We start from the raw sequence: 12,062 nt of genomic DNA on the forward strand, positions 1-12,062 counted from the left end.
AAAAATTATGGCTTGGACATTTTCTCAAAAGACGACGTTCACGGGTTTTAGTGCCGCCGAAGAGGCACAGATCCTTGCCGCTTTGCAGACAGCATACGACGGTTCGTCCACAGCTAAGACTATGTTCGACAATTGGATTAATGGCGGGAACATAATAGACATACAATTCCTGTCGGGCCAGTTTCAGGCTGGTGGTGGTAATGGCAGACTGGAAATTGATTTGGCACAGTTGAACAATGCAAGTTACATCAATCCGACTGGCAAAGCCGTAAAAGATACGTTAGTCACGGGTTTAGTGCACGAGCTTGGTCATGCGCTGACCGGAAGACTAGATAATGTGACGCCCTTAGATTACAAAGGAGATAATGTTAAGTTTGTAAATCAGATTTACAAGGAGCTTGGTCTTCCCGAACAGGTTTCTTACCTTGCATACGACCGTAAAGGAACCCTTCATAAACTCAATTATGAGTATACGAATGGTGCAGCGATCGATGCCGCCAGAAGTGAGGACGCTGACATGAGTTCGGCCGCACTCGGTATGTCGAACGACCTGCTGATCGGAGGGTCATCCCCCAACATTCTTCGGTCTGGTGACGGCAATGACTTTTTGTTCGGCGCTGGCGGGGATGATGAGTTGAACGGAGGCTTTAGTACAGACACAGACACCGGAGTTTATTTTGGGACGCCACTTGACTACGACATCCAGAAAAATTCAGACGGTTCTTGGTCAGTTCGCCATGCGCGTGGTGCAAAGGACGCTGGTTCAGATACGCTGAAAAACGTCGAATTCGTGCAGTTTGACGGCGGTCAGACATACAAACTTGCACAGGGTGGTCTTACCTTCCAAACCGATTTCGCTCTTGTGATCGACACTACAGGCAGCATGGGTTCATCGATAGGAAGAGTGAAAGCGCAGGCATCTTCACTTATTGATGCAGTATTCGCTGGCGGCAATAACGATGGTCGCATTGGGATAGTCGGGTATAAGGACACTATGCTTGGGCAACCGTCAGCGGTTATTCTCCCATTTACAGATCAAGATGACTTTGCAGCCAGAAAATCCGCCGCAATTGCAGCAATAAATGGCATCACTGTAAGCGGTGGCGGCGACGCCCCGGAGACAGCCTTTGACGGGCTTCGTGTTGCGCTAGACGGGTCTATGGGGGAATGGAGGTTTGGCGCAGGCGTGCTTCGGATCGCTCTATTTACAGACGCGGCAGCGAAAGACGGTGCCCTAGCCGATCAAGTGAACGCCCTTGCTAGTAGTATTGGAGCCACGATAGCAGGGCGTTCCTCCCTGGCGGGATCGGGCGGCTCAGTCGATACCTTTAGCCTGGCATTCGGAGATGACGGCTCGAACGGTACACAACAACGAAGTAACCCAGGTGACCCCAACGCTAATCCCCCTTTCCCATATGTGCCATCCGACGATCCCATCACTCCTGACCCGACGACTGCACAAGTTCAAATATTTACAATATTCACTGGCCCTAATGGTGTTGATACGTCTGCCCTTGAGGATATAGCAGACACCACCGGAGGCGACTTCCTTAAGACCACGACGAATGAGGACTTGGTGAGCATCTTGCTCAACATCATCAATTTACCGCCAGAGCCTGTGAATACTCCTCCCACAGCGGTAAATGACAAGATCACAACGAACCAGAACATCGCTGTTAGTATAAATGTTTTAGCTAACGACAGTGACCCTAATGGAGATGTCATAACCGTAGAAGCATTTGACGGCGTTTCTACGGAAGGAGGTAACATTGTTCTGGATAATCGCGGTACGCCTGATAACCTTACTGACGATCGATTAGTTTACACTCCTTTAGCGACCTTTAGCGGCAGTGACAGTTTCACTTATACGATTAGCGATGGAACTGCTACAGCTACGGCTTCAGTTGTTGTTGAAGTCGGCGTTGACCTGGACGGCAGTAATGTGACAGATGAACTAACAGGGACACCAGGAGACGATCGCCTTAATGGAGATAATGGGGAAGGAACGCTTATTAACATGGGTGGGGTGTTTTTAGGAGATGGTAACGACACAATCACTAGCACTGGCGGCATTTACAACGAGGGTGTCATTGATACTGGCAATGGTGATGACTTTATCTTTGTTGACGGAGGCGTTGATGGTACTGGTACCGGATATGGCATTTATAACAACGGCGGTAACATTAATACTGGTGATGGTAACGACTCCATCATTGCTCATGAAGGCTTTGAGTCAGGCTTGAATAGCAGTGGAAGTGTGTTTTTAGGAGAGGGCGAAGACTATATCAAGGGTTTTGGTAGTGGTGATTTTTATGGCGGAAACGGTAATGACACACTAGAATTAACGCCAGGAAGTTATACCGTTGGCATATGGGACACATCGGCGACTTTCACCCAAGGTAACCAACTTATGATAACTTCCGAGTTTGAAAAACTCATAGCTGGTGGCACAACGTATGACTTCACCAGTTTGACTGCTGGTCAGACAATTATTATCGTCTAGCAGTCTATTTGGAAGTAGGGGACAGCTAGCTATGAGAAAAGTTTTGCTGTCCTGAAAGATCCTTGATTCTTTACTGATAACGCTTTTCTCCAATCTCATGAAATAAAAGGTTAAAAATTGTCTCTAGAGCCTCTATTTTTAGATTTCACGGACTGCTTTACCGAGTGCGATCGGGAGTCGATCGACTCGCAGCCGAATTATTGGTACGAAGGCCGTTGTCCTCAAAGCGGCGAGCTGCTGAGACTGCCGCGCACTCGAATGTCAGAGGATCTGGCCCGGGGTTTGATGCAGTACCTTGCTGCTGACGATTTCTACGATCGCGAAGGCAAGATGTACGGCATATTGCTGGTGGAGATGCCTTCGGGGGAACAGGGAATACTCAAAGCATTTTCCGGGCTGCTGAACGGTTGCAGCATTGTTGAGGGCTGGGTGCCGCCGATTCCGGGACGCGATCGTGTGGCTTTCGAGGAAGCCCGCACCTTAACTCAATTGGAGGCGATGAAACAGGAACTGATTGCACTCAATCAACTCCCGCAGCGACAAGAGTATGAAGCCTTATTTCGGGAGTTTGAATTGCAAGTGCAAGTTTTGAGCGATCGGCATCGCAATTGCAAGCAGCAGCGAGACGAAAAACGCCAGTTACTGTGTCAAACTCTCGCAGCAGAAACGCTAGAGATTGCCCTGGAACAACTGAATAAAGAAAGCCGTTTGGAGAAAAGTGAACGCAGGCAATTGAAACGACAGCGGGATGAAACATTGCAGCCCCTAAAACAATTAATTGAAGCTGCAGATCGGCGGATGCGGGCGCTGAAACAGCAACGAAAAGAACTTTCCCGCGAACTTCAGACGCAAATGCACGCGGCTTACACTCTGATGAATTTTTTGGGGAAATCGCGATCGATCTCCTCATTGATGCCAACTAATTCTATTCCCACTGGCACCGGCGACTGTTGCGCGCCAAAATTGCTTCACTACGCGGCAGTACACAATCTGAAACCGCTGGCAATGGCTGAGTTTTGGTGGGGGCCGCCATCGGGCGATAAGATTCAGGGAGAATTTTATGGTGCTTGTGGCGATCGGTGTCAGCCGTTGATGGGTTTTTTGCTGTCAGGATTGGCTCAAAACCCGATTGTTTCTAATAATATAAATGAGGGTTTGACGGGCGGGCTAGAAGCCCAACCCCTACTCCCCACAAGCAATAATATTTCTTGTGGAACGGGCATCTTGCCCGTTGCGGGCGGGCTAGAAGCCCAACCCCTACTCCCCACAAATCATCATATTTCTTGTGGAACGGGCATCTTGCCCGTTGCGAGCGGGCTAGAAGCCCAACCCCTACTCCCCACAAGCAATAATATTTCTTGTGGAACGGGCATCTTGCCCGTTACCCAAATGCTACCGATTATCTATGAAGACAAATGGTTAATTGCGGTGAATAAACCTTCAGGGTTGCTGTCAGTCCCAGGTCGTTATTTAGAAAATCAAGATAGTGTTTTCAGTCGTTTGCGTAACTTGTTACTTGATAGTTTAAATTTGACAGTTGTGCATCGTTTAGATTGGGAAACATCTGGGATTTTGCTATTGGCGCGGGACAAAGAAACTAGCAGTCAACTCAGGCAGCAATTTGCACAAAAGCAGGTTCACAAAGTTTATGAAGCGGTGCTTTCGGGTACTGTAAAAATAGATGCGGGGACGATCGATCTTCCACTTTGGGGCGATCCAGAAAATCGCCCTTACCAGCAAGTCAATTGGGAGTGCGGAAAGCCCAGTGTTACTCGCTTTCAGGTAATGACGAGGGAGGGAAATTGCGATCGCGTCGAGTTTTTGCCGCTGACGGGACGCACGCATCAATTGAGGGTTCATGCAGCGGATGTTCGAGGGTTGGGGATACCGATTTTGGGCGATCGACTTTACGGATGTCGGGATGCTGCGAAGCGGCTACACTTGCACGCGCGGGAACTTTCGTTTGAGCATCCGCAGTTGGGAGAAAAGCTGCACTTACAGGCAGAAACACCATTTTGAGCTAAGGGCGATCGGGCCACGATCACTATCTGTACAATAACTAATAACTAATAACCCACAACTACCACTGGGGATCGGAAGCCATCAAAGCAGTCGCAGCCTCGCTGGGTAACGGCTTAGCAAAAAAATAACCTTGGCCGTATTCGCAGCCGATCGACCTCAACCGGGCTAATTGTGCCGCCGTCTCCACACCCTCAGCAATCACATCCATACCCAAAGCATGAGCCAGCGCCACAATCGTCCGCACGATCGCCACATTCTCCCCCTCGCTTTCGAGCTCCATTCGCCCCACAAACGACTTATCAACCTTCAAAGTATCCGTAGGAAACCGACTCAAATAACTCAACGACGAATAACCAGTGCCAAAATCATCAATTCCCAACTTGACATTTAACGCTTTCATCTGCTTCAAAACCGCGATCGCCGACTCCACATCCTCCATCACCACACTCTCAGTAATCTCCAACTTCAAACTCTCGGCACTCAAACCCGTTGTTTCCAAAATCACCTTCAGGCGATCGACCAAATCCGGCTGAGCAAACTGCTTCCCAGATAAATTTACACTCATAATCAAAGCTCGATCGAAACCAAACATTTCCTCCCACAGCCGCAACTGCCGACAAGCCTCCTCCAACACCCACTCACCCAGCGGCACAATTGCCCCCGTTTCCTCAGCCACCGGAATAAACTTGATCGGCCCAATCAAACCCCGCAGCGGGTGTTGCCAGCGTACCAAAGCCTCAAACCCAATAATCCTCCCGCTTGCCAAAGAGACAAACGGCTGATAGTGCAGCAAAAATTCCCGACGCTTGAGGGCAATCCGCAAATCCGTCTCCAACTGCAACCTCTCCACCGCCAAAGCGTGCATCGAAGCATTAAACACCTGATACCTTCCCGTTCCCAAAGCCTTCGCCCGGTACATCGCCGTGTGGGCATCCCGCAGCAAGTGTTCCGGCTGTTCCCTGACAGTAGCAGCGGGTTCGCCCCCCAGGGCAATCCCGATGCTTGCAGTCACAAACACCTCCTGCCCATTCAACTCAAAAGGCACAATTAAAGCTTTGTGAATTCGATCGGCCAAATCCACAGCACTGTCAACATCAATATTCCTCACCAAAATCGCAAAATCATCGCCTCCCACCCGCGCCACAGTATCCGCGCGACCAATACTTGCCCTCAACCGCAGCACCACCGCTATCAGCAGTTCATCCCCCACCAAATGACCCAAAGAATCATTAATCACCTTAAACCTGTCTAAATCCAGAAACAGCACCGCAAACAGATGGCTGTGGCGGCCCCTAGTATTGGCGATCGCCCGCCCCACGCAATCCACGAACAAATCCCGGTTGGGCAAACCCGTTAGAGAATCGTGAAAAGCATCGTAAAGCTTCCTGTAAGCACTGACACCCACACCAGTCACCACCAAACCCAAAGTCGGCGACACTAACGGTATCCAACCACCCAGGGTAAAAATTCCATAACTAATCCCCAACAAAGCCATCAATCCCACACCCCCAGCCAATCCCGCCCTCGCAGGATGCTGAATCCGCCAAGCCACAACCCCGCCAACCATCGCCCAAGCACCGTTCCACAAAATTTCCGCCCATTCCGGCCATACCCAAAACAGCGATCGTCCATCCAAAACCGCACTCAATATTTGGCTGAGCATTTGCGCGTGCAGCAACACCCCCGGCATTTTCGGACTTTGCTTTTTAACCGGGCTGTAAGGCGTCAAAAACAAATCTCTGGTACTCGGTGCCGTCGTCCCGATCAGCACAATCTTGTCCTTAACCCAGCTTGGTTCAATTTCCCCGTTCAATACCTGCCTGATACTGACTTGTCGCGCCACATCCTTACCAGAACGGTATTTGAGCAGAATTTGGTAGCCTGTGGTGTCAATATTTGCATAGCCGCCGCTGTCAGAAGTTAAAGGCACAAATTCTGCCTTTCCCCAGTCGATTTGGTGGGGATGAACAGCGCTATTTTTCTGCTGTACTCTGTCTTTGAGATAGAGCAAAGCCACTTGCATAGAAAACGATAAAGCAATCTTTTTGTCTGGTTGCGAGACTGAGAGCAAATTGCGGCGTACAACACCATCAGGATCGAGCACGAAGTCGTTAAAACCAACTCGATCGGGCGGTATCCCCGGAGGCGCAGGCACTCCCTGACTTTCTGAATCGCTCAATTTATAGATCGCCACCACATTCGGTGCTTTCAGCGCTGCCAGCAATTCTTGGTGTCCCGGCGCTTGAGGCAAATCCCGGTACAAATCCAAACCGATGACTTTTGGCTGATACTTTTGCAGTTTTGTCAAGGTTTGAGCGATCGCACCGTCGGAAACCGGAAATCTCCCCAAAGCTTGAATATCGGCTTCAGAAATTTCCACTACCAGCAGTCGCGGATCCGGGCCGGAATCTGGCTGCAAGCGCACTAACGAGTCAAAACTCCCCAACTCCCAGCTTTGCAGGCCTCCCAACTGCCGAACTCCCATATTCAGCAGCGTTACAGTCGCGCCCACAAGCATTGCAGGCAAAATCCTCACCCGTCGGTTTTGAGAACTCAGGTTGAGGCCAGTTGCCACAGACATGACATATCGAAGATTTCGAGAGAATTTGGCAGTCACAGAAAAAATATGTCGGTGCAAATTAGCTTTGCACAAGTCTGTTCTTACAGAATTGAGCTTAATATGAGATTGAATGTAATTTTTTCAGAACTTGTGCCGCAACCGAGTTTCTTTAAGCTAATTACTCGATGCAGGCAAAGTATTTCTCGAATGGGAACCGGGTTTTTGAAGATTTGCCGACAAATCCTGTCTTTCATTGCTTGTTTCCCCAAATTCGCACAAGCGTTAAAATTTAGTCGATCGAACTTTCAGGATATTTTTGAGATTATGGCGAATCAACTTCCGATTCCGGTGATTGTTAACGGTGCAGCAGGCAAAATGGGCCGCGAAGTAATTAAGGCGATCGCCCATGCTAGTGATATGACCTTATTTGGGGCTGTAGACCGCTCTCCTGAGTGCCTCAACGCCGATGCCGGCGAATTAGCCGGATGCGGCCCGTTAGAAGTTCCCATCACTGACGACTTGCAAGGAATGCTGGTATTAGCAGCTCAGGAAAAGCAGTTAGGCGTGATGGTAGATTTTACGCACCCTTCGTCAGTTTATGAAAACGTGCGATCGGCCATAGCTTACGGCATTCGCCCGGTAGTCGGCACTACTGGCTTGAGCAGCGAGCAAATTCAAAAATTAGCTGAATTTGCCGATAAAGCTAGCATCGGCTGTTTGATCGTACCCAATTTCTCGATCGGCATGGTTTTGCTCCAACAAGCCGCCGTCACGGCATCTCAGTATTTTGAACACGTAGAAATTATCGAGCTGCACCACAATCAAAAAGCCGACGCCCCCAGCGGCACGGCAATTCAAACTGCCCAAATGTTAGCAGAGATGGGAAAAACTTTCAATCTGCCAGAAGTTGAGGAAACCGAAAAATTAGCCGGAGCTCGAGGTTCACTGGCCGATGAAGGGATTCGCATTCACAGCATCCGTTTACCCGGTTTAATTGCCCACCAAGAGGTAATTTTTGGCGGCGCCGGTCAAGTTTATACTTTACGACACGATACCAGCGATCGAGCTTGTTATATGCCAGGAGTCTTGCTGTCTATACGCAAAGTCCTTGAATTGCGATCGCTCGTTTACGGCCTGGAAAAAATCTTGTAGTCATTAATCATTAGTCATTAATCATTAGTCATTAGTCATTGGTAATGTGGAATTAATCTGACTTCTAATATTATGTCCGGTCGATTACCCCTAATACGGTAGGGGCGGGTTCACGAAAAATATCAGCCAATAATTGACAATCTCAAAAACCCGCCCTTTTAATCGCGGTCACTCGATCGCACATGATATAACTTCTGATTTGTGACTTCAACATCAATCAGTTAAATCTGTTAAATGCCTTAATATAATCAGCTTCCGAACAGACAGCCGTTGCATCCCGTACATTGCTCGTTGCCAAACTTCCTATGCTAATTCCCTTAACCCGCGAAACCTTTCAAGAACTAATTCCCGCCGTCGCCACGGGAGCGCAATACAAATATATCTGGGGAAAACCGCCCGATTTTTTGAGGCGAATGTTAATCTCAGCAGTCAGCGTAGTTTTCCTCCTGGTAGTCTACAACTTCGCCGGTTCCGATGTCGCGCCGCTAGTTTTAATCACCGGATTGATAGCTGGTTTGTACTGGCTGTGGGGGCCCATTTTGTGGGCGAGTTTGCGGAATGCAGAATGCCGCAAATATCAATACTGCGGTTTTTGGCAAGGACGAGTTTTGGATATATATATTACAGATGAAGTCACAAGTCAAGAAGAAACAGTCAATCAAAAAGGACAACTCGTAATAGTTGACAACCTAGAGCCACGAATCAACTTAGAAGTTGGTGACAAAACGGGATTTACTACTACACTTCGAGCTCCATTGCGGAAAGATCACCAAGGAATTGTCCCCGGTCAAGCTGCTTTAATGTTAATTATGTCAAATCAAGAAGATTTAGGCAGAATTGCCAAAGTTTCAGATATTTATATTCCCAGCCGTGACGTGTGGGTGAGCGACTATCCTTATTTACGCAGAGATTTGTTTGTAGAAATGAGCCAACAGATTAAAAAAGGCAGGAAAAAAGACCGCGATCGCACTAATCCAAGCAGAGATGTAAAAAGGCGATCGTCCGCTGATTATTAATATTCATCGTAGCCACAAATTTAAGAGCGATCGCAATTTCAACTTAGGACAAAATTCACTCTTATAGCTCGTAATGCCTACGGTTCTTCAGGTTTGCCCCTACAGTTTCATCTTTTTTAGTTCCGATCGAGGCGAACCAGCCCACATTCATGTTAAGGATCGCGAATTAAATAACTTACAATTTTAATTGTTATAGTGGGATGGGCGTCCTGCCCGTCCAAAAAGGACGGGCGGGACGCCCATCCCACTTTCAAGAGTGGAAGTTATTTAATTCTCATTCCTAAGCGCGATCGGCAACTTGCCAAATTTTGGATGACTCCTGTATCTCTAGAAAAAAATCGAGGCTTCAAAGAGCATGAATTCTCCCAAATCCGGCTCTAATACCCCCTTTATTTTTTAGTCTCTTAGAGAGAGACGCAAGGCAAGTCTAGGATCGGTTTCAACCGCCGAGTCTTATAAAAGGGATTTCTAACCCGAATTTAGTATTAGTTCAAGCTCTCAGATTCATCTGTGGAGTCAATCTAAAATCTAAAATCTAAAATCTAAAATCGACTGACTTCTCGATCAACTGTTCCCCTCTTGGCCGTAAGCTTGCCAAGCCAAATCCACCAGCCCGTTAACAATAGCCACAGCCACCACCGCAGACCCCTTGCGGCCCTCAATCCGAATGTGAGGAATCATCGAATCGTGCAGCCGCGACTTAGCCACATCAACCCCCACAAACCCAGAAGGAGTCCCAATCACCAAAGCTGGCCGAATTTCCTCAGATTCAATCAAATCTACGATCGCCGACAAAGCAGTTTGAGCCTGGCCCACCACAAAAATCCCTTCAGGATAGCGTCTTGCCAAAGTTTCAATCCCCCAAGCCGCCCGCGTCCTTTCCCTTTGGGGGCGCGTCAAAGCCTCCATCGAACAGTAAACCGGATTCGCAAAGGTACTTTGGATCAAGGGCGTAATGCCCACCTGCACCATCGGCACATCTACCACAATCGTAGTTCGAGCAGCCAAAGCCGCCGCCCCAGCCTGCAAAGCCTGATCGGAAAAACTAATTAAAGACTTGTACTCAAAATCAGCAGTCGCATAAATCACGCGGCGGACTATTTCGTACTCCGCCGCGGAAAAACCGTGGTCGCCAATTTCGTTATCGATTAATCCCAGACTCTGGGCATCGCTTACGTGCCATTCCATTTGTTGGATAGCTGTTGCCTGTGAGTTGTCAGGTATCAGCTTACCAGCTTTTAGTCATTCGTTGACTGTTGATTGTTGACTGTTGACTGTTGACTGCCAACTGACAACTAAGGATCGTCAATTAAATAATTTCCCTTTTTTCTTGTGGGACGGGCGTCGGGCCCGCCCAGAAAGGACGGGCCCGACACCCATCCCACAACAAACATGAAAAGTGGATTTTATTTAATTCTCATTCCTAAGTTTCCGACGAAGAAGATTTGCCCAACACCGGAGTCAGGAATGCCACCAAAACTCCGATCGCAAAACCGGACACATTCCGAACCACAGGCAACCAGTCAGAAGTCCGAGTCACCACCGGCCCCAGTCCGAAAGCAAAAAACAGAATGCCCCACAGCGGCGAAAAAATCAGCGCCCACTGCCAAGCCACAACCTGTCCCGGCTTCCGAGGCTGAGCCGCAAACCCGCAGATGACGCCACCAACCACCGACGTAATTAACGTCAGAACCCACTGTTCCCTCGGCAAACCGGGAACCACGCGGCATCCGCCCTGACGCAAACAGCCTTCTATGGACTCCAAAGATTCAATAATCGCTCGATCTTCGCCATTGTCCCGCACAAAAAATTGATTACCGTAGCGGGTTTGCAGTTCCACCCAAAAAGTGCGCGGCAGCAGCGGATACAGCGAGTCGCCCACATTAAAATTGAGCAAATTGCCCCCTCGCGGGTCAGCAACTAATAACACACTCTTGTCATCTAGCCCCCAATAGCTTTTGACAGCCAAACCGGGGGTGCGATCGTACTGAGTCAGCACTCGCAGTTTCCAGCCGGTTTCGGCTTCAAATGCCTTTAAATTTTTTGCCAAAGTTTGTTCTTCAATATCCGTGAGGGCTTTAGCTAAATCAATGATCGGCGTCTGAGTTGACGGCAACAAATCGGGGTTGTTGAAAGCGTGGGCCGCAGGTGCGATCGTCCACACGGACAAAGCCAGAAAAAATGCGGCAACAGAGGCTAGAAATTTTCGCGGGAAAAGCTGTGACATAGGAACTTATAATCCGGGTCTTAATTGTGAATGCTAGCTGGCGGTCTTAACCAGAGGATAAGAGAAAACTCATATTTCTTTACAATTATTTACTTTACAGGAAGCCGAGAGCAAGGGGAAGGGTTCGGGGAAGGAAAGTTTTGAACAGGGAAGGGACTGACAATTAACTGTAGAGGGCGCAGTTGCGATCCAGGGCCAACCATCGTTAAGCAAGAGCTCGATTTCCTGACGGGGTGAGTATCGATCCCAGATATTGCACCCGCAATCAAAAACCTGTAGGCGCGGGTTCACCAAAAGCTTTAAGGGGTGCAGACAGGTTAAATAAACCCGCCCCCACCTACAAAAAAGCCCCTTATTGATATTGGTGCAACATCTCAGATTAATAATAATTCAAGCCGATGGTAACAAAGAGAGACCCTGTGTGCGATCGGTTATTTAAGTATTTTCCTGCCTGAAAAAACTTACCTTCATAAAGATTTAGCATAAGTTGAAAAACTACCAGTAAATACAGCGGTTTTCGCTGTTATGAGGTACAATCAATAATAATGAAATATCATTATGTAATCAAAGCTAATGAAAGCA

At 48.4% G+C, this 12,062-nt stretch carries 7 protein-coding genes; 4 read left to right on the forward strand and 3 right to left on the reverse strand.

Going from position 1 to position 12,062, the window contains the following annotated elements; genetic code table 11:
- Positions 1-7 precede the first annotated feature (7 nt).
- Positions 8-2,503, forward strand: a complete 2,496-nt coding sequence (locus tag QUA88_RS25735; RefSeq protein ID WP_333274507.1) for an Ig-like domain-containing protein — start codon at positions 8-10, stop codon at positions 2,501-2,503.
- Positions 2,504-2,620: 117 nt separating this feature from the next.
- Positions 2,621-4,522 carry a pseudouridine synthase gene (locus QUA88_RS25740; protein ID WP_333208446.1) on the forward strand — a complete coding sequence of 634 codons (1,902 nt, stop codon included), beginning with the start codon at positions 2,621-2,623 and terminating at the stop codon, positions 4,520-4,522.
- A 61-nt stretch (positions 4,523-4,583) separates the two neighbouring features.
- On the opposite strand, the gene QUA88_RS25745 is transcribed toward QUA88_RS25740, so the two are convergent.
- Positions 4,584-7,106, reverse strand: coding sequence for an EAL domain-containing protein (locus QUA88_RS25745; protein ID WP_333208447.1), 2,523 nt, complete (start codon positions 7,104-7,106; stop codon positions 4,584-4,586).
- Positions 7,107-7,409: 303 nt separating this feature from the next.
- On the opposite strand from QUA88_RS25745, the gene dapB reads away from it, so the two are divergent.
- Together dapB and QUA88_RS25755 are read left to right on the forward strand one after the other, a co-directional pair.
- Complete coding sequence (gene dapB / locus QUA88_RS25750; protein WP_333208486.1) at positions 7,410-8,237, forward strand: 4-hydroxy-tetrahydrodipicolinate reductase; 828 nt, start codon at positions 7,410-7,412, stop codon at positions 8,235-8,237.
- Positions 8,238-8,542: 305 nt separating this feature from the next.
- Positions 8,543-9,253, forward strand: coding sequence for a phosphate ABC transporter permease (locus QUA88_RS25755; protein WP_333058320.1), 711 nt, complete (start codon positions 8,543-8,545; stop codon positions 9,251-9,253).
- Positions 9,254-9,817: 564 nt separating this feature from the next.
- On the opposite strand, the gene QUA88_RS25760 is transcribed toward QUA88_RS25755, so the two are convergent.
- Together QUA88_RS25760 and QUA88_RS25765 are read right to left on the reverse strand one after the other, a co-directional pair.
- The gene (locus QUA88_RS25760) at positions 9,818-10,441 is read right to left on the reverse strand and encodes a precorrin-8X methylmutase (protein WP_333058319.1); all 624 of its coding nucleotides are present in this window, start codon (positions 10,439-10,441) and stop codon (positions 9,818-9,820) included.
- 235 nt (positions 10,442-10,676) lie between these two features.
- Entirely contained in the window at positions 10,677-11,480 is an 804-nt protein-coding gene (locus tag QUA88_RS25765; protein ID WP_333058318.1) for a TPM domain-containing protein, read from the reverse strand.
- Positions 11,481-12,062: the final 582 nt, after the last annotated feature.

This window comes from Microcoleus sp. D3_18_C2 (assembly GCF_036702395.1).
GTDB lineage: Bacteria > Cyanobacteriota > Cyanobacteriia > Cyanobacteriales > Microcoleaceae > Microcoleus.

Coding starts and splice junctions, on each gene's coding strand:
- QUA88_RS25735 (WP_333274507.1), top strand. CDS start 8: ATGGCTTGGACATTTTCTCAAAAGACGACGTTCACGGGTTTTAGTGCC.
- QUA88_RS25745 (WP_333208447.1), bottom strand. CDS start 7,106: ATGTCTGTGGCAACTGGCCTCAACCTGAGTTCTCAAAACCGACGGGTG.
- dapB (WP_333208486.1), top strand. CDS start 7,410: ATGGCGAATCAACTTCCGATTCCGGTGATTGTTAACGGTGCAGCAGGC.
- QUA88_RS25755 (WP_333058320.1), top strand. CDS start 8,543: ATGCTAATTCCCTTAACCCGCGAAACCTTTCAAGAACTAATTCCCGCC.
- QUA88_RS25760 (WP_333058319.1), bottom strand. CDS start 10,441: ATGGAATGGCACGTAAGCGATGCCCAGAGTCTGGGATTAATCGATAAC.
- QUA88_RS25765 (WP_333058318.1), bottom strand. CDS start 11,480: ATGTCACAGCTTTTCCCGCGAAAATTTCTAGCCTCTGTTGCCGCATTT.